A 20,077-nucleotide genomic window follows, 5' to 3' on the forward strand; every position below is an offset into this window, starting at 1 on the left:
AAGAATGTGCGCCCTGCCCAAGTGGGGTTTGAATATCTATCGACCAATTCCCCTTTTCATCCGCGATGGTCGAGTAAACTTGACCGCCAATGGTGATTTGAATATCAGCATGCGCTTCCGAGTGCCCTGATAATGTCGGGGTGGTTTGATGAGTGAGAAAGTCGGGTCGACCATTTAGTTGCAGGGTTGTCGGCAACAATGTCGTTTTAATCTGCACGGACTCAGTTAATGTTTTGCTGTTGCCGGCCACATCCGTAGCCGTTACTTGATATATTGCCTCTCCATCTACCAGTGGCTTTTCAACACTAATGCGCCATATACCTTGCGTATCCGTAATTGTCTGTAATGTTTGCCCTGCAATGGTTAATGTAACTCGACTACCCGCTTCTGTTTTTCCTGAAAAAGTAGGGAGCTTATTATTGGTTAATTTATCCCCTAAAACGCCACTATCCGAATGCTCATCTAAACAAACAAAAAGGCTATCTAACCGCGTATCAACCGTAAATTTGCCGCTCACCGTAACGGGTTTATCCACTCCGTTTGATGCCATCAGTGTATATTCATAGAGATCATCTTTTAAAGGGTGGATCATCTTTAGTGACCAATTACCATCTTTATCTGCTTTGATAGGGTATTTCACGCCATTAATCGATAAGTGAGCCTGGCTATCGGGAGAAACAATTCCGATAAATGTTGGGGTGCTAGTACTCGAAATATTGTCGTTTTTTTTCCCAGACTCTTCGCTTAATTCCCCTCGAATAAAAGCCTGAATCTTTGGATTAACGATCAATGGAGTGATAGGTGAATTATTTGCAGGTTGAGAAGAAGATGATGATGAAGAAGAATTGCCTTGGGTGGTCGTGAGTACAGAGGGCGAAGAAAAAGAGATATCATTTGAGGTATCTTGATTTTGTTTTTCTGATTTTTGATTTAATTGTTTTTTCACTTCCGTTAATTTTGTAAGTGACGAGCTCAATAATGCCTCTTGTTCAGCTTTTTCTGATGACAGCATATGAAGTGTTTGCTCGAGTTTTTGGTTCTGTTGATTTAGCTCTGCCAGCTTATCCCCAAATACTTTCTGTTCGTTAACCCCTTCATCATTATTATTTGACATATTCTGGCTATCAGCAAACTCAACAGTATCACTCGTAAACTGCTCTTTGATATAAACCGCATCAGCACCGACATTTAATGTTATAGATGATAAAATTTCATCTTGTGAAAGAATAGTCCCTTGCTCAGTCGATAAGCTCATATTACCTAAAATAATTTCAGACAATCCATTTTTAATAACTTCAATGGAGCCGTCAGGCTTCGTTACGATTAAATCAAGCCCCTGTACTTTAAATTTTTTAATTTCTATATTTTTTGATTCAATCGAGCCAATTTCATTAATCATATTCTATTTCATTATGTTAAAAGTGGATTATTCAGCTAATAATAGTTAGCCGTCATCAATGAAATTATTATATACCTTTAATTAACGATAATATTTCAGCTAACAGAAATTGGTCTGATACTCCTTTCTTTTGAGCTTAAACTCAAGTGAGTTAATTTAAATAGCGATTATAATATAAACCTAAATTAATAATGGCATTGAAACTATAATGATAGAAGAAGATGATGATGACAGCTCAGATGAAGAACTAGCACCTATGGTTGATGGGTTAAGTGGAACGCTATGTATCATAATTTTAGTCTCCATGGTATTTATTTTTAGCGGAATGAAAACCGCAGAAACCTATATTAATTATGGTGAATTAAGATTTGAAGAGACTCAAATAGACCTACAAAAAAAACGAATTTATTTCAAGGGGGGAATTCATTTATCAAACAGTGAAATATCCTTGCTAAACAATGAAATAATAAAATCAAAGAATGAAAAAATAATAATAAGCAGTTATATAAATGATCGAATAAGCCACAGCAAAGAAAAAAGCACCTATAACCTTCTTTATATGGCATCACTAATTAAAAATTTGGGAATTAATAAGGAAGTTGTTCTAAAACAAGGAACAAGTGAATATTGCCCAGGTTGGAACTCATGTATTTATTGGGATTATAAATAAAATGTATTATCTTGGACTATTTTTTTATGCCGCAACACTTCTCGCTTGTTTTTTATTACAATCAGTACGAGAAATGATTCAGCAATGTTTACTACTCGCTCCAGAAATAAGCTACACTATGATTGGAATTTATATTTACCCTCTCATTATTTTTTTATTTCATCGCTTATGTAATAAAAATAAGCAAAGTAACTATATACTCCTTTCAAACCAAACAAAGCTATCCGCATCGGTAACTGTGTCATTAGGATTAATCGGTACTTTTATTGGATTAACAGGGATGATCACTGCTATTTCAGCATCACTTGGAGGGGATGGAGATATTTCAGAGAAAATGAATGCCATGATTTCATCTATCTCTATGGCGCTTAATTCAATGTCTTTTGCATTCTTAACATCCATTCTTGGCGTCTCTATTTCAGTATTGCTACTAGTAAGTTTGAATTTCTTTCACTTTTTCTATCAAAAAGAAAGTAAAAAAATAAAAGAAAAAACAGCAACATATACAGAAGAGCTCAATAATATCCAAGAAACACTGAATACATTACAAAAAGTGAATATAAATATAGCGCAAAAAGTGATTTCCACATCTGAAAATAACGATCTAGCTAGTGAAATTTCAGAACATCTCTTAACTTTATGCACCACAGCACAACAAAATTTATCGGTTTTAAAATCAATAAAAACGGCTGATGACGACTGGAAAATAAAATTAGCCACCTATTTATTGGAAGAACAAATAACTCGAAAAACGGAGAATGAAAAAATATCAGAGGAAATGTCAAGAATTGAACACACCACGCAATGGCTAAAAGAAAACACCATTGAAAGCAGAAAAAAATTATTAACACTATTATCAATGGAGTAGCACATGCGTACTAAGAATATCACTTTAGGGTTATTATTTGGCCTATTATCATCAAGTTATAGTATAGCTACTCAGGATGTTGAAAGCTTTCACTCCTTCATTAATCGTGTATTAGAAAACTCAAACCCGATCAAAATAAAAACATTAGAGTTGGAAGCTGAAAACCTCAAAGCCAAACAGACAGATTATTATTACCTTCCGAAAATATCAGCTTCAGGAAAAATAAAAAATAGTGATAGCAGTGTAAGTAACAACATTACTGCAACTTCGTTGGTATATGATAGTACATTAAGTCATCGCTTCAATGAAAAAAACCTAAGATTAAAAGTTTCAGAGCTATCACTAAATAAAGAAAAAGAAGAGCTTTATGCATCTACAACTAATAATCTAATTGGAATTTATTATCTCAATGAGCTAACTAAAACAACAGCTAATCTAAATAGTGATGCTAAAAATATTTTCAAGCTAATTACTCATCGATATAAAAGTGGTATAGCTAAATACAGTGATGTAGAACAGGCTTCTTTGTTAATCCAACGAATTGAAGCAGAACTACAAAATATAGAAAGAGAAATTGAACAATATAAATCAAATGTTGAACTTTCATCGGGAATTATTTTTCCGCCTGAAGGTGTTAAAATTCCAAAAGTCTTACTAAAAAACCTAGAATCTACCATTATTGATAGTGAGAATACTCAGCAAAATACCGAATATAATATGCTACGTATGCAAGCTGATACCATGAGAGAAAATGCTTATCAGCAAAACTCTTTCTTTAATGTTAGTCTCATCGCCGAAGAACGGTATCTTGATCAAACCAGAAATCGTAACGAGTCTTACATGGGCATGGAGGTAAAGTTAAACGTTTTTGATATAGATAAAGTACTCAATGAAAAATCTCAACTAAAATTATATGAAGCAACAAAAACTAAAGCTGATTATAAATATAAGGAATCAGCCGCAAAAATTAAAAATCTAAAATTGATATCTAATTCAAATACAGCAGAGTTATCCGGATTGCAACAGCAACGTAAAACGATGCATTCTATTATTAAAAGTCAAAAAAGAGAATATGAAATATCGCAATCTTCTTTCTATGAAATGGTAAATACTTTATTTGATATGCTAACAATGGAGAAACGCATTGCTGAACTTATGATCGAAGATATGAAAAATAAGATGGAATACATCCATTTAACAGGGAAATTAATCGAAATTGAAAATTAATTTTAAAAAACCGTATCAATTATCTAAAAAAGTAAAAATACTAATTGGTATAACATCTATATTTATCGGTTATATACTATTAGCTAAAATTGAAATTTCTTCACCAGGGGAAGGTATCATCTCTGGGGTATCAAATAGATTAGAGATAGTAAGCCCTGCATCTGGATTTATCAATCAATTTAATATTAAAACAGGGGATAAGGTAAATAAAGACCAAATTTTATTTTCCTATACAAATTTAGATGTATTTCATCAAGAAAAAACATTAACTAATTTAGTCGATTTTTCTAATGAGCAAATTAATGAGTTAGAAGAAAACAAAAATTTGTTGAATAAAATTCTTGATGGGGAAATTAGTAATGAGTCTGAATATTTTTCAGTCTCAAGTAGCTTAAAAAGCAAAAAATTAAGTGCATACAGAGAATTATATGAATATATTCTATTACATATGGAAGTAAACAATTTAAGAGCTAAATATATTGCACAAATTAAAGAATCAAGTGAATTAGAAAATCAAATTAATATTTTGAAAAAAAAAGAGATTCTACTAAAAAATGCACATGCTCCTGAAATTGAAAAATTGAATAACAATGCAGATATCAGTAGAACGAATGCCCTTATGACAACTGGCGAATTAAATTCTCAAGGATTATTACGAGAAATCGCACTGTCCGAAAAAAAATATACTGCTCGTCTTATCAATGAGATTCAAGAAAATGAAACTCAGCTCAATAGACTCAAAAAAGAGAAATTAGAAAATAGTGGGCAGATGGAACTATTGAGAAATAAGATAAGGGCAAACAGTGTGTTATCGCCAGCCAATGGTATTGTATTAAGCATTGAAAAAGATTTAGAAAAAGGCTCATATGTTGAAGCATCAAATTTAATAATGGTTATTAAAAAACAACAAAATGCTAGAGTTATTGAAGGTAAAATACTGGCAAAATACCGTCCTTTTATTACACTTCAGCTCTCTGCAAAAATAGTTGTGAATTCCCCTGGATTTAAAAAAATCATTCACGGAAAAGTGACTAAAATTAGTGCTGACTCCTTTAATGACCGTGAAAAAATGAATCAAGAACGTTTTTATTCCGTACAAATTACACCAGAGCAGGATACGATGATCTTGCCGGAACACGATGGCTTGCCTGTCATGATCTATATATCAAGTAAAAAAATCTCTGTTCTTAATTATTTAACCGCATTAATTAGCGATAACATTACATTTAACGTTTGGTGACCCCATGCTAGGTTTTATCTCTGCATTATCCGCTGCTGTGGCAACCATGACCTTATTGATGGCGGTACTTCTTGCCAATGTATTATCGAGCACCATGGCTGCCGAACAAAATAAAGGAAAAGCTACATTGATGGGAATTGAAGACGATAAACTAGAAGATTCCACAGAAATCAATAATAGCAATAACGATAGTAATAGCCGTAATTATGGAGGTGGCAACGGTAATAGCATGATAAAATCATTAACATTTAGCCATGATACATTAAAGCTAATTGATAATAATAAAGTTAAATCTATTGATGTCTATTGCAGCTATGGCAATAATATATCTTTAGATGCCGCGATGACTTACACCATTTATAATACGATCTTAATTAAAAAAAACACACCGAACATTTCGATTAAAGCCTTAAAACCTGTTGAAGATAGTGACGGTGTTAATGCTTGCTTCCTTAAAAGTGAAGAAAATGAAAGAAAGTAATTTCCATGATATAATTAACCAATACTTTAAGATATTAGGAGAGCCTTTTACCACTCCTGCAATTTCGTATGATAATAAATATATTCTGAATCATATCAACGAGTTTATTGATAACGATTTCTTTACTTATCAATATATCCAAATTATTGATTTCAGTGAGAAAAAACTACCTTTACTCTTCATTATGGAGATAAAAGATGGAAAATATATTATCATCAAAAATCAAAGTGGTCAGTTGACTAACTTAACAACCGAACTAGCTATAACACCACAACTAATTGAAAGTAAAAATTTATTTTCATTTTCTTCTCATGAAAAAAAACTTAGTGAAGATAGTATATATCAATCGCTACTCAACCTAACACCAAAGTCTAGTTTATTCTCATTACCTTTAATTGTGTTTGCGCTGCTACTGCCATTATACTCAAACCTTTTTAACTCTCGGTTAGTCTATAGCGAATCTGTAAGTTCTTTATTGTATATCAGTTTTATTTTCATTTTCGTTATTGGCTTAGAATTTTTTATCAAACATATTATTCACGAACAAAACATTAAAAAAATAAAGCTTAACATTGGTATTTTTAATCGCTATTTTGTCAATTTATTAAAACAGGCTAGCTGTAAAAGTGCCTCCATAAAAATCAGAACAACAGAAGCCTCTATTTTACAATTATGGGAAATCAAGCCTCAAATAATTTATGATGTTGGATTAGCCATTTTATTTTCCTTTTGTATTATTGGCATGTTAGGCCTATATTCGCTATTACTACTCGCCTACTATGCAGGGTTTATTTTTCTATGTTTGCACATTCGTTTTCGTTCATATAAAAATATGTTACGCGCTAATAGTCTTAACTATGAAAAATCAGCAATGTACTACTCCTTAGAACAAAAAAAGCACGAGCTTTGTTTTGCTAATAATACTCATTTTAAACAATATATTAATGTAAAAACTAATGAAGATGAAAAAATAAAATTAAAGCTTAACGAAGCTAATCATCATTGGATGGAAGTTATCAAGGTAAATACATTTTTGTCCATGATAGTCATGTATATAGCCAGCTATTTGGCTATCGGAGATGGTAGTTTAAGCTTAGCTTCGGTGATTGCTGTTATGATAATTAATGGTCGTCTTTCAAGTTCCATTACAGGCGCTATTAACCGCTTATTTATGGTAAAAACACATCTATTTCACATTAAATCGAGCATTAATCAATTAACAACTAACCCACGGGTCCACTTCAAAGTTAATGGCATAACAACAGATTCTGTGGCGCATTTCAGTGCAAAAAATCTTACGATTAACATTAACGGTAAGACCATTATTAATCAGCTCGATATTGAAGCTCATTCAGGCGATATTATTGGTATTACGGGTGTCTCTGGATCGGGAAAAACATCATTAATAAAAGCACTTTGTGGCACATCAGCACACTCATCAGGTGATATTACGATCAATGATGTCAATATCGATGAAATTTCTCAGTGCTTTTTCGCAGAAAAAGTTTCCTACCACAGTGGTGTCTCGACATTTATTCATGGCAGTATCCGTGATAATTTTAATTTCCACGGTGTTTTTGATAATTCGATGATTATTCATATCACCAAGTTATGTTGCCCAACCTTACCCATTAGTAAAGAAACTTTGGATGATACCTTAATTAATGATGTCGCCGCCTCTACTGGTGAAAAGCAAAAATTACAGCTTGCACTTACATTACTCAAGAAACCAGAAATTATCTTTCTCGATGAGTCTACTTCATTTATGGCATCCCATGATGCACTCGAATTTCTTAATTTAATGAAAAAAGAATTTGAACTAGATAATGCGATTATTTTCTTTTCTACCCACGACGTAGGATTAACGCCATTTTTTACACGGCATATTGCGTTATCCTCATGCAACGTTAAATCCATTAATATTGCACAACGGTACAATGAAATTATTATTCCTAAAATCACCCTAGGGTAATAAGCAAAAAACGCCTACTTAACAGTAGGCGTTCTAATTTAAAGAGTTTAACTCAGCTAATTTTTAATACTCTCTAGAACAGGGTTATAAGAATGCAAAGAAAATCATTCCCACAATCGCCCCCGTAGTACCTAAAATAGTTTCCATTACAGTCCAAGTTTTTAATGTTTGAGCCTCAGTTGCACCTGTAAATTTACCAAACAACCAAAACCCTGAGTCATTAACATGACTGAGGATCAAAGATCCACCCGAAATACAAATAGCTAAAGCCGCTAACTGAGCACCAGAATAACCTAGCTCACTAATCACAGGTAAAACTAAACCGACCGTCGTTAAACAAGCCACAGTCGCAGATCCTTGGATGACACGGACAGCCCCCGCTAATACAAAACACGCGATAGCAATTGGTAAACCTGCACCAATCAACGAATCCCCTAACGCAGGGCCTACGCCGGAGTCCACTAAAATTTGTTTAAATACGCCACCAGCACCGGTAACAAGCAGGATAATACCAGCAGGTTGAATTGCAGCTGAACAAATCTCCATTACTTTTTCTTTGTTCAAGCCGTAACGGAATCCCAAACCATAGATAGCTAACAAACAAGCTAATAATAATGCAGTAAATGGATGACCAATAAACTCTAGCCAATGTTCTAGATTTGAACCTTTCTCAACTAAATGTGTACCAATCGTTTTTAAGCCAACTAACACGAGTGGGAATAGCACTAAACATAAGCTGAATGCAAAACTCGGCATTCTACCTTGTTCTGTTTTTGGTGCCTGATAATCCGCAGGAATATCAATATGAACAAATTTACTGATAAAACTACCGAAAAAAGGACCCGCTAAAATCATACTTGGGATCGCAGCGCAAAGACCAATTAAGATCATCCAACCATAATCAGCACCCATTTGTGAGGCCACCAACATAGGCGTTGGTCCCGGCAATAGGAATGCCGCAGCCGCCGCAACCCCAGCAAATAGTGGTATCGCAAGGCGAACAACGTTGTGACCCGTACGATTTGCTACCGCAAAAACAACACCAATCAATAAAACAATTGCCACATCGAAAAAAAGTGGTAATGCACAAATTAATCCAGCCACACCGACCGCATAGTGCGCTCGCTTCTCACCAAAAAGATTCAGAAGCTTATTTGCTACCTGATCAAGCGCACCAGTCTCATGTAAAATCTTACCAAACATAGCACCGAGTGCGACAACAATAGCCAGAAAACCGAGTGTACCTGCCATGCCTTTTTGCATTGTTTCAGTGATATCTTGTACTGGCATACCGGAAAATAGACCCGCACCGATAGAGACTATCATTAATGCAACAAATGCATGTAAACGCGCGTACATCACTAAAAATAAAAGTAAAACGACCGAACCTACAGCGGTCAATACCAATGTCATGGTGCTTAATGTTTCAACAGTTGTGTTCATGGTCAGCCCTCAGTCATAACATGACGAATTGCAGAGCAGGTGTTCGCAATCACATCTTCTAAAGATGGACGAATATCAACAGCATGAACATCTGTTTCTTCTGCACTTGGTTCTTGTAACGTATCAAATTGGGATTTCAACATTTCAGGTTTAAAAAAATGCCCTTTACGCGCTTTCAATCTCTCTTCGATGACAATCGCATCACCTTTCAAGTAGATAAAATAAAGATTTTTATTATCTTCTCGTAAAATATCGCGATAACTTTTTTTCAACGCAGAACAAACTACTAAAGAAACTGCATTGGTTCTTTGCATCGCGAAAATCGCGCTATTAAGCGCAACTAACCAAGGTTTACGGTCATCATCATTTAATGCCTGTCCTGACGCCATTTTTAAGATATTCGTTTTAGGATGCAAAAAATCGCCATCTAAAAAAGCCGCATTTAATTGTTGTGCGACACCGTTAGCAACCGCGGATTTACCGCTACCCGATACCCCCATTAAGACAAATGTATAGTTTTGATTTTGGGTATCACTCATAGGAAACTCCTCAGGTATTAAAATGGTCTTATCTATTTTTATTTATAAACCGATACAAATGTTACCGGTAACAAGTTACGGGTAACATTATCATCAGTAGGGCATTATTTAGCAATTAAATTGGCGAAGAAAAAAACAGTTCTGTGATAGTTATCGCAATAATATAGAGGATGCCAAGATATGCGTTTTTAACAATTTGAAGTTCAACAAATAAAGCTATCGTAAATAATTCACGCCACAACGCGAAATATGACGGATAAAACTACCCTAAGTAATATGAATTAATAATTCATATTATAACCTGATCTTTATCCTAAATAATTCATGTTCTAGCTAGGCGCCAATCGAGCTAATCTCTGGGAACATACATAAGTATGTGACTAGAGTTAGCGAGTGCAGGCAACAACGCTACAGCGCGAAGTATGACGGATAAAATTAGATGCTTTCGCCTGTTAGAAGAAAAAACCCCACATCAAAATGCGTCGCCGCCACCTTCTTACCTGACATTCTAGCCAACAGCATTTCCGCTGCTTTGCGACCCATTTGGTCACGAGGGGTTAAAATACTGGCGAGCTTTGGCGTCATAACTTGGCCGACATCATGGCCGTGAAAGCCTGATATTGCTAGATCCTTCGGAACATTTATACCTAAGCGTTGGCATTCAAAAATTGCCCCGATTGCAAGGTCATCATTGGTACAAAATAGCCCATCGGTATCGGGATACTTTTCTTTGCAACTGTGTAGTAACTGCGCGCCCAACGAATAAGAAGAACTCTCTTGCGTCATCACATTACGCGGCTCAAGCTTGGCATCAAGCATCGCTTGTTCATAACCTTTTAGACGAATAAAGGTTCTTTCATCATAACGTGCACCTATATAAACCACTTTTCGACAACCACGAGCAATCATGGCATGCGTCATTTGGCGAGATGCTTCAAAATTATCAATCCCTACCGCAATGTCTAAACAAGGAGAGACGCTATCCATGATTTCGACAACAGGAATACCTGCGGTTTTTAACATCCGAAGTGTGCGGTCGGTATGCGTTCGCTCTGCTAAAATAACGCCATCAATATTATAAGAAAGTAACGATGTTAAACGTTCTTCTTCTTTTTCTGGCAGATAACCATAGTGAGCCAACATTGTTTGATAACCATGTTTGTCGGTAACAGCTTCAATTCCGCGGATCACTTCCGCAAAGACTTGGTTAGTCAATGAAGGAAGCAATACTCCAATGGCATGGCTAGTTGCATTGGATAAAATATCGGGCGCTTTATTCGGAATATAACCAAGTTCATCAACTGCTTGGGCAATTTTACCACGCAGTGATTCAGAAACTTGTTCAGGGTTTCGTAAAAAGCGACTCACAGTCATTTTGGTGATACCGACACGATCGGCAACATCCTGCAAAGAGGGTCTTCTATTCTTCATATATCCAATATAATCAACAATGCACCATTTCTATCGCTATGGTCTGCTATCTTTTTCCGGATAGCAATCTTTGTTCCTGATTTACATCACATAACTGTCGATTTTTTCTAACAACCCCACTTTTATAGTTGACTCTCAGCCATGACTCCGTTAATTTTCGCGCTATATACCAATAAATACAGCGCAATGATAATCACGTACTATGGCAATCAATCGAAGACACTTTATTAAGTCCTGCGTTACCCTTAGCGCATTTTACTGCTTACCTAGTTTTGCCAAAACGCATAGCAAAATCGAAGAAGCTTTCTTTGGTAAGCGCCCTATTTCTATTGAAATTCAGCGTGTTATCAGTGCGGGACCTCCATCTGACTTGCTTCTTTTCGCTCTCGCCCCTGAAAAAATGGTTGGGTTTTCCTCTATTTCACTGAAAAAAGGCGATACAGGGTTCTTTGCTCAGCAATGGCTTAATCTTCCCATTTATGGTCGACTAGCAGGGCGTGGCAGCACACTTTCCCTAGAAAAATTATTGTCTTACCGTCCAGATTTAATTATTGATACTGGCAATATTGATGAAACTTACCGTTCTCAAGCACAAAAGGTCGCAAAACAGACTGGTGTTCCTTATTTATTAATCGCGGGTAGTTTGCAAGATTCCCCGCAGCAATTACGCCAGCTCGGTGAGATACTCGGCGTGGAGCCGCAAGCTGAAAAGCTCAGTTTCCTTGCCGAGCAGTATTTATCTGATGCCACTCAATTTGCACAACAGAATCAATTGCCTAAAACTGAGCAAACTAAACCCCTCAGTTTTTATCTTGCAAGAGGGGCGAAAGGGTTACAAACAGGCACTAAAGGCTCAATTCATACTGAAGCAATTGAAATCCTCGGGTTACGCAATGTTGCCGACATCCCTGGTTTTAGTGGGCTCACTGAAGTTTCTATGGAACAGCTGTATGACTGGAACCCTGACATCATTATAACTCAATATAATGAAGCCGTTGAATTCATCAACACCTCATCACTATGGACAGGTTTGAATGCCATCAAATCTCGTCAACTATATGTCTTTAGTGGCGTTCCTTTTGGTTGGATTGATGGCCCTCCTGGCATAAATCGTCTTTTAGGTATGCGCAGGTTACAAAGCCATTTTGATAAAAAAATCCAAGAAACAATTCGGCAAGATATTCAGCAATTTTATGACTTATTTTACCATTCACTACTGACTGATGCACAAATAACCCAGCTAATGGAAATGTCATGAATGGCACAGTAAAACGCCTATTGCTGCTGATTATTTTACTTATCAGCCTCACTATTGCACTGACAAATGGCAAATATTCGCTCTCCCTTGAAGAGCTATATCATTTATTTACCAATGAGTTTACTGCATCAGCCACAAGTGATGACCCGCGCAACGGAACCGTTTTTTGGCAAATTCGTTTTCCGCGCACACTTGCGGCCATTTTAATTGGTGGCGGATTGGCGATTGCTGGAGCGGCTTATCAAGGTATGTTTCGTAACCCGCTGGTCTCACCGGATATTTTAGGGGTTTCAGCAGGTGCAGGCGTGGGGGCGGTGATTGGCATTTTCTTTGGTCAATCCTTAATTTATATCCAACTCGCTGCATTCGTTGGTGGGCTTATTACTGTTGCTCTGGTTTGCTTTATTGCTCGATTTGCCCGTCAACATGACCCTATTTTGTCGCTTGTTTTAGTCGGTGTCGCTATCAGCGCCCTTTGTGGCTCCGCGATTTCACTGATGAAAATATTAGCCGATCCTTATACCCAACTTCCTTCAATTACTTTTTGGTTATTAGGGGGATTATCTTCAATTACCCAAGAAGATTTGATTGCGGTTTTACCTCTAATGGTTATTGGTATCATTCCATTGCTTTTATTACGCTGGCGAATGAATTTACTCAGCTTATCCGATGAAGAAGCCAAAAGCCTCGGGGTTAATGTGAGCTTAATCCGCGCAGTATTTATCGTTTCTGCCACACTAATTACCGCCAGTGCCGTTTCTATTGCCGGTATCATTGGTTGGATAGGATTGATCGTGCCACACATCACCAGAATGATAGTGGGTGCTAACTTTCGCTATCAGCTGCCCGCATCAATGATTATTGGTGCAATCATGTTGCTTATTACCGATACACTGGCTCGCACCATTGCTTCGATAGAGCTTCCGCTCGGAATTTTGACCTCCGCTGTCGGCGCCCCCTTCTTTTTAGCTATTTTATTGCAAACAAGGCGGGTTAAATGACGATTCTATCCCTTAAAAATGTCTCTATTGGCTATCATCACCAAGCCATTATTGAGGGAATTAATCTTACGTTGCCCAAAGGTGCGATTACTTGCCTATTGGGTGCTAACGGTTGCGGAAAAACCACATTAATGAAGACCATTTTAGGCCTTCTTCCTGCCATTTGTGGTGATATTTATTTAAAAAATAAATCAATTAATTCGCTAAAACAGCTAGACATCGCGAAAGTGATTGCTTACGTACCTCAAGCTCACGATACCCCATTTACGTTCACCGTTATTGATATGGTGGTTATGGGACTTACGCCGCATATTTCTTTATTTTCACTACCCGGCGAGAAAGAGAAAACCTTAGCCATCCAACAACTCAATAAGTTAGGTATCGAACACCTCTCTTCACGCCTATATAGCACACTTAGTGGGGGTGAAAAACAACTCGTATTGATTGCTAGAGCCTTAATCCAAAACCCATTATTGTTGATTATGGATGAGCCAGCAGCAAGCCTCGACTTTGGTAACCAAATTCGCCTACTCAAGCAAATAGAACAATTAAAAGCCCATGGCATCACCATATTTATGTCCACCCATCACCCGCAGCACGCTGCGGCCATTGCTGATAATGTTATTTTGCTTGATAAACACCAACAAGCTAGACAAGGTACATCAAAAAGTATGTTAACACTCACTAACTTGTCAGCACTCTATTCAGTGGATGAGCAAAGTATCATGGCTCATTTCCAGCTTCCATCAACCTTGATTTGTGAAGGCCAAAAATGATGTTAATTCACCAGTTAAATTTTGCACACATGTACCAACAACATATGCAGCAAGCTCAGCGCTCGCGTAAAGAACCTGAACATTGGGATAAAAAAGCGCAGCAAATGGCACAAAATTGTGCCAATCCAAATGATCCTTATTTATTACGTTTTCGTGAATTGATGGACTTTACTGGCGCACAAACTTTATTGGATGTGGGTTGTGGACCCGGTTCAGTGAGCTTATGTCTCGCAAACCAATTTCAATCAGTTATGGGTATCGACTACAGCGGTGGCATGATTGAAATGGCTCAACAGCGCGCAAACGAAATGGATATCCATAATGCGAGCTTTAAGAAATTAGCATGGGAAGACAGCTGGGAAGCGCTCCCGAAATTTGATATCGCCGTCGCTTCACGCTCAACATTGGTTGATGACTTAAAAACAGCGTTATTAAAACTTAACCGTCAGACTAATTTACGGGTTTACACCACCCACACGGTCAATCCAACCTTTATTGATGAAAATATTATTCGCGAAATTGGCCGTGAAGTTATTAGGCTCCCCACTTATATTTATGCCGTGAATATTCTGCATCAGCTAGGTATTCATGCCCGCGTCGATTTTATTAAAAATCCCACTAAAAGTGGCTTCGACAGCTTTGCCGCTTTTGCCGATAGCGTAAATTGGTCGTTAAAAAACCTTACCGCTGAGGAAACTGAAAAACTCCGCCATTATTACGATGCGCAAACTGCTTCAGGCAAACAAATCCCCTACCCATCTCGTGATTGGGCAATGGTCTCTTGGGACGTTATTAATGAATCGGAACTCACCTTATGATTTATTTACCTGACTCATTAATTGACCAACTGCTCTTGGATGATATTCAGTATGGGGATCTCACAACCCGTTCCCTTGGATTGCATTCACAACAAGGCACCATGACATTTACCTCAAAAGAAGGCGGCTGTGTGAGTGGCATTGCGATTGCTGAACGCATGTTGGCAAAACTTGGTATCAGTACCCAATGCTTCTTTCAAGATGGTCAAATTGTCGAGCCTCAAAGCCTGTTGATCCGTGCGTCAGGTACCGTTGAAGCTCTGCACCAAGGCTGGAAAGCAGTACAAAATATACTAGAATGGTGTGGTGGCATCAGCCACTATACCCATCAAATGGTCAATATTTTAAAGCAATATCAACCTGATGGACAATTAGCTTGTACTCGTAAAACTATCCCTAATACCAAACCTCTTGCACTCACTGCAATTATTGCAGGTGGCGCCATCATACATAGGGCTGGCAGTGCAGAAAGTATTTTGCTGTTTACTAATCATCGAAATTGCTTAACGGAACCAAATGATTGGCGGTCTCATATACAAACTTTAAAAACAGCCGCACCAGAAAAACAAATTATTGTTGAAGCAGATAATCGCGAGCAAGCGGTGTTAGCTATTGAAGCTGGAGCCGATATTATTCAATTAGATAAGTTGCCTACAAAGCAAATTGAGCAATTACAATCGATTATCCGAGCCCAGAATAAATCATGCCGTCTTTCGATTGCTGGCGGTATCAATCTACAAACTATCGCTGAGTATGCACAGACAGGCGTTTCTCTGTTAGTAACTTCAGCCCCTTACTATGCTGCGCCGAGAGATATAAAAGTTCATATATTCAAACAATAATTACTAAAACACCATTTGAAAAAATAGCCTAGCTAACAGAGCTGGTTATTTTTTCATTTATTTAAACGCACAACTCGTTATATATAAAATTATACATCGATATCATAAGTAAAAAACAAAACTGGAAATCAATAATGAAAATAAAACAAATAACCTATTTAGTCGGGATGGCTTTATTCACAGCACAAGGTCATGCTGCAAGTGATGTAAAGACCGAAACAAATCGTGATGTCATGTCGGTGTGGAGTACCCCTCTCGCAGCTGACGCAAATGTCATCACTGAATCTAAAATGAAACAGCTTAATAAAACAAACGTTGCACAAGCGCTAAGTACCTTGCCGGGTGTGGCTATCCAAAAATCAGGGAATCGCAATGAAACCCAAGTGAATGTCCGTGGTTTTGATAGCCGCCAAGTTCCAATATTTTTCGACGGCATCCCAACCTACGTACCTTATGACGGTACGCTTGACCTTGGTCGTTTCATGACCAGTGAGTTATCCAGTGTGGAACTTTCTACTGGCTATACCTCATTGCTACAAGGGCCAAATTTAATGGGCGGTGCAATTAACTTAACCACAGCGACGCCTAAAAAACCATTTGAAGCTGACATCAGCCTCAATCAAGGCTTCGCTCGCGGTGCAGACAATGCGCATAACGTCAGCGCACGTCTGGGTGGGCGTAATGACCTCGGTTTTATCCAAGTCAGCGGTAGCCAATACAAACAACGCTTTATGGGACTTCCAAGTAGCGAAAATAATAATCCATTAGCCGGCAGCGATGGCCGACGTACCAATTCAGCCACAGATGACAAGCGCTTAATGTTAAAAATGGGCTGGACACCTCGCGAAACAGACGAATATGTAGTCACCTACATCAAACAAGACGGTGATAAAAATAGCGCTCCTGATGTAAACAACACCAAGCAACAAATTTGGCAATGGCCTGCATATGATAAAGAAAGTATTTACTTCAATGGAACAACTCAGATCACAAACGACATCGCACTGCAAAGCCGCTTGTATCACGATTCATTTAAAAATACCTTACACCAATACAAATCAGTAAAAGATTACAAAAATGGTACCTATAACTACAGTCGTTATGATGACTACAGCAATGGTGCCGATATGCGAGTTGATTTCACTGTACGTGAACTGGATATGCTGTCATTTGCAGGACATTGGAAAGAAGATGTTCACCGCTCTCGTAGTAACAAAGTTGTCCCTTTTGACCGCTATAAAGACCAAACTTGGTCAGTGGCGACAGAATACCAATGGGTTGCAACCGACAAACTCGATATTATCGGAGGAATTGGCTATGACTGGCGTAGTAGCGATGATGGCAGACGCTATCTATATAATAAAAACAATATCGTCACGGGTGTTGAAACCTACGATGATAACCGTCAACGTGCCTTCAATTGGGAAGTTATGGCCCGCTATCACTTAGAAAATGATGATACTGTACAATTTTCTGTATCAGATAGAAGTCGCTTCCCAACCCAGAAAGAACGCTACACGACTAATAAGATGAAAAACAATGATAGCTTTATCATTAACCCACATCTTGATGCTGAACGAGCACTTACCTATGATTTAACCTATAAAGGTCACATATCTCCACTATGGTCATACACCACCAGTGCTTACTATAACCAAGTTACAGATGCCATTATGGCCCATCACATCGGTGATAACCCCAAAGGTGGCGATTTACTACAAAATCGTAATAGTGGAAAAGTTAATTATGCTGGAATTGATGTAGGCACGACAGGTCAATTTACGGATTGGTTGGAAGCGGGCTTAAACTACAGTTATATTCACGCAGATCCAAAGCATGACAGCGTCCGTCACGTCTCCGAGTTACCCACTCATAAAGCCTTCGCATGGATTAAATTCACACCTTATGAACCACTTAGCATAACCGTGACTGAAGAAGCAAGAAGCTGGGCATTCAATTATATTGATAGTGAAGACAAAGTTCGCGGATTTTCAAAAACAGATTTGCGTTTAGATTATAATTTAGGTCATGGCTTATCTGTTAATACCTCAGCGAACAACTTATTTGATAAATCATATGAATATACTGATGGATATATTGAAGAAGGCCGAAACTATTGGCTAGGTTTAGAATATAAATACTAAAGCTTAATTAAGATAGGTAAGGATTCTTTTCCTTACCTATCAGTACACATAATAGAGAAAAACATTATTAAAATAATAGAAATGATGTAAACAAGAAATAAAGCAAGTACAATTACCTAGGATTATTCCCATAATCAACATTTCAAACGAAAATACTAGCCATTTATAGATTATTATATCTTTCTCACCCAGAACGCAATCAATCGCATCAATTAAAAGCTAACAATAGCAAAATATATAGATTAAAATAACACTAAACCATTCAATTCAATAAATTTGCTACTAGTCTACAAAAAAGCTCATCGCTCAATACTTGCAGTTAATCGGTTCCCTATTTAGACTATATAAATAACAATAAAATATAAAAATTAATTTATCAAAAAATAAAATTTAACTTAAACTGAGCACTAGGTTTTAGTGACTCTGCTATGCCATTTTAAATTAGAGAGCACACAAAATTTATGATTGAAGAACATGATTACACTATCGATAATAAATTTGTTTTTGAACAAAAAACAAGTCGTATCTACCTGAAAGATGACCAAAATCAAAACATTGAATTATCAAAACCTGCCGCTCGATTATTTAATGAGATTATTTTATTAAATATGAAAAAAGGAATTGCAACTCGAGATGAGCTTCTCACAAATGTATGGGAAGAATATGGACTTGTCGGCTCAAATAATAATTTAAACACTTATATCAGCGAGATACGAAAAAAACTCGAAATTGTGGGTATTGATCCTAAATCTATTGTCACTGTCCCTAAAAAAGGATTTCGTATTGATAGCCATCTCTCTAAATTTGAGATGGAAGATAGTGATAACACAATTCTATGTGAAGAATTTAATACCCAGCATGATGATAAATTAGATTTTTATGATAATCTTCCACCCCCTCCACTATTAAAAGCAGAGACACCCCCCGTACATTTATTGATTGAACCTGAAACACATAATGCGGAACAAAATCCTACAGAACAAAAAATCATAGAAAATCAATCTATTAAAATTAAAAACGCCTCACATGAAAGTATTGAAAACGACAATATTTTTTCTGATGATAAACAACACGTCATCATAAACAGTAACAAGAAAAAAATAGCCCGAGCTCTATTATTAAGCTTTTCAATAATAGTGATTTTAACTTCAATTTATATGTTATTCGATTCACCAGTAGAGGATAATATTGTAGGGAAAAGTTATCTTACTGTAAGTAAAAGAGATAATTGTATAATACAAACCCCGACTGACATGGTAGGAAAAACAACAAGCGATAATATAAATTTTGTTAATAAAAAATTAGAAAAATATAATATATCTTGTGATGAACCAAAACGCGTTATTATTTTATCTGATTTAAACTATACTTACTCATTTGATAAAAATATTGCTATCAGTATCTGTAAAGAAAAAAACAATAAATATGATTGTGTATCAATTAATGACCAGAGAATTTAAATGAAAAAATATATTGCCGCATCCATTATTGTTGTCACCACTGCTTTAGTTTCAGCTGCCGTCGTCAATAAAAGAAATGACAATATAAAAATTTGTCATTCTGAAGTTGTGTGGATTAAAGATAATGGCACGCCAAACGGCATCAGTTTAAAGTCAAAAATGAGTATACTGACATCCAATGATAATCAAGGCAGAATCAATGTTTACGGCTATATTAAAGATAAAGATGCAACCTACCGATTAGATAGAGCAATTTACTTTAATTATCAACCTGTTGATAAAAAAGGTAACTATGCAGTTAATTTCACCTCTTCATCAATTACAACCTCTGATAATACTCCCGATGATTTATTCTCAAACTTCATTCAATTAGAACAAGATAAAATAAAGTACTATGTCAACATTACAAAAATGGAAGACAATATTTATATTCTAAAAGATGAAGCTTATTCTTCTTTTACATGTCATGTAGAAAAATAACATCAAAATAAATTGAAAAAAAAGCCTA

The 20,077-nt window shown here is 36.7% G+C and carries 18 protein-coding genes; 14 read left to right on the forward strand and 4 right to left on the reverse strand.

The annotated features are described in order from the left end of the window. A partial coding sequence (locus AAZR93_RS20405; RefSeq protein ID WP_434720903.1) for an Ig-like domain-containing protein occupies positions 1-1,399 on the reverse strand: 1,399 nt, incomplete at its 3' end. A gap of 208 nt (positions 1,400-1,607) precedes the next feature. On the opposite strand from AAZR93_RS20405, the gene AAZR93_RS20410 reads away from it, so the two are divergent. From AAZR93_RS20410 to AAZR93_RS20435, 6 genes are read left to right on the forward strand one after another with little or no spacing between them, the layout of a single operon-like run. Next, positions 1,608-2,069, forward strand: a complete 462-nt coding sequence (locus tag AAZR93_RS20410) for a hypothetical protein (RefSeq protein ID WP_294101443.1) — start codon at positions 1,608-1,610, stop codon at positions 2,067-2,069. Next, the gene (locus tag AAZR93_RS20415; RefSeq protein ID WP_434720904.1) at positions 2,020-2,937 is read left to right on the forward strand and encodes a hypothetical protein; all 918 of its coding nucleotides are present in this window, start codon (positions 2,020-2,022) and stop codon (positions 2,935-2,937) included. The genes AAZR93_RS20410 and AAZR93_RS20415 overlap by 50 nt, the downstream gene beginning before the upstream one ends. Before the next feature lie 3 nt (positions 2,938-2,940). Continuing rightward, complete coding sequence (locus AAZR93_RS20420; RefSeq protein WP_434720905.1) at positions 2,941-4,164, forward strand: TolC family protein; 1,224 nt, start codon at positions 2,941-2,943, stop codon at positions 4,162-4,164. After that, positions 4,154-5,404 (forward strand): HlyD family efflux transporter periplasmic adaptor subunit, encoded by a 1,251-nt coding sequence (locus AAZR93_RS20425; RefSeq protein ID WP_434720906.1) that lies wholly within the window; start codon positions 4,154-4,156, stop codon positions 5,402-5,404. Before AAZR93_RS20420 ends, AAZR93_RS20425 begins: the two co-directional genes overlap by 11 nt. Before the next feature lie 4 nt (positions 5,405-5,408). After that, complete coding sequence (locus tag AAZR93_RS20430) at positions 5,409-5,885, forward strand: hypothetical protein (protein WP_336428609.1); 477 nt, start codon at positions 5,409-5,411, stop codon at positions 5,883-5,885. Next, positions 5,872-7,857 carry an ATP-binding cassette domain-containing protein gene (locus AAZR93_RS20435; protein WP_434720907.1) on the forward strand — a complete coding sequence of 662 codons (1,986 nt, stop codon included), beginning with the start codon at positions 5,872-5,874 and terminating at the stop codon, positions 7,855-7,857. The genes AAZR93_RS20430 and AAZR93_RS20435 overlap by 14 nt, the downstream gene beginning before the upstream one ends. Before the next feature lie 84 nt (positions 7,858-7,941). Here the strand turns inward: AAZR93_RS20435 and gntU are convergent, their stop codons facing one another. The 3 genes from gntU to gntR all read right to left on the reverse strand — a co-directional run bounded on the left by gntU (position 7,942) and on the right by gntR (position 11,270). Further along, positions 7,942-9,300: a gluconate transporter gene (gene gntU, locus AAZR93_RS20440; protein ID WP_294101424.1), complete on the reverse strand. Its 1,359-nt coding sequence runs from the start codon at positions 9,298-9,300 to the stop codon at positions 7,942-7,944. 2 nt (positions 9,301-9,302) lie between these two features. Continuing rightward, positions 9,303-9,839: a gluconokinase gene (gntK, locus tag AAZR93_RS20445; protein WP_336428606.1), complete on the reverse strand. Its 537-nt coding sequence runs from the start codon at positions 9,837-9,839 to the stop codon at positions 9,303-9,305. A 435-nt stretch (positions 9,840-10,274) separates the two neighbouring features. After that, positions 10,275-11,270, reverse strand: a complete 996-nt coding sequence (gntR, locus tag AAZR93_RS20450; protein WP_434720908.1) for a gluconate operon transcriptional repressor GntR — start codon at positions 11,268-11,270, stop codon at positions 10,275-10,277. A gap of 202 nt (positions 11,271-11,472) precedes the next feature. Between gntR and AAZR93_RS20455 the strand changes: the two genes are divergently transcribed. The 8 genes from AAZR93_RS20455 (at position 11,473) to AAZR93_RS20490 (ending at position 20,049) form a co-directional block, all read left to right on the forward strand. Then, the gene (locus tag AAZR93_RS20455) at positions 11,473-12,528 is read left to right on the forward strand and encodes an ABC transporter substrate-binding protein (protein WP_336428603.1); all 1,056 of its coding nucleotides are present in this window, start codon (positions 11,473-11,475) and stop codon (positions 12,526-12,528) included. Continuing rightward, positions 12,525-13,529 (forward strand): FecCD family ABC transporter permease, encoded by a 1,005-nt coding sequence (locus tag AAZR93_RS20460; RefSeq protein ID WP_336428601.1) that lies wholly within the window; start codon positions 12,525-12,527, stop codon positions 13,527-13,529. Before AAZR93_RS20455 ends, AAZR93_RS20460 begins: the two co-directional genes overlap by 4 nt. After that, on the forward strand, positions 13,526-14,305 hold the full coding sequence (locus AAZR93_RS20465; protein WP_434720909.1) for an ABC transporter ATP-binding protein: 780 nt from the start codon (positions 13,526-13,528) through the stop codon (positions 14,303-14,305). The genes AAZR93_RS20460 and AAZR93_RS20465 overlap by 4 nt, the downstream gene beginning before the upstream one ends. Continuing rightward, positions 14,305-15,123, forward strand: a complete 819-nt coding sequence (locus AAZR93_RS20470; RefSeq protein WP_434720933.1) for a class I SAM-dependent methyltransferase — start codon at positions 14,305-14,307, stop codon at positions 15,121-15,123. Before AAZR93_RS20465 ends, AAZR93_RS20470 begins: the two co-directional genes overlap by 1 nt. Further along, the gene (gene modD / locus AAZR93_RS20475; protein WP_294101414.1) at positions 15,120-15,965 is read left to right on the forward strand and encodes a ModD protein; all 846 of its coding nucleotides are present in this window, start codon (positions 15,120-15,122) and stop codon (positions 15,963-15,965) included. Before AAZR93_RS20470 ends, modD begins: the two co-directional genes overlap by 4 nt. Positions 15,966-16,099: 134 nt before the next feature. Further along, positions 16,100-18,109, forward strand: coding sequence for a TonB-dependent receptor plug domain-containing protein (locus tag AAZR93_RS20480; RefSeq protein ID WP_434720910.1), 2,010 nt, complete (start codon positions 16,100-16,102; stop codon positions 18,107-18,109). A 461-nt stretch (positions 18,110-18,570) separates the two neighbouring features. Continuing rightward, positions 18,571-19,569 (forward strand): winged helix-turn-helix domain-containing protein, encoded by a 999-nt coding sequence (locus tag AAZR93_RS20485; RefSeq protein WP_294101412.1) that lies wholly within the window; start codon positions 18,571-18,573, stop codon positions 19,567-19,569. Continuing rightward, entirely contained in the window at positions 19,570-20,049 is a 480-nt protein-coding gene (locus AAZR93_RS20490; RefSeq protein WP_434720911.1) for a FidL-like protein, read from the forward strand. Positions 20,050-20,077: the final 28 nt, after the last annotated feature.

Source organism: Providencia sp. Je.9.19 (assembly GCF_051129765.1).
GTDB lineage: Bacteria > Pseudomonadota > Gammaproteobacteria > Enterobacterales > Enterobacteriaceae > Providencia.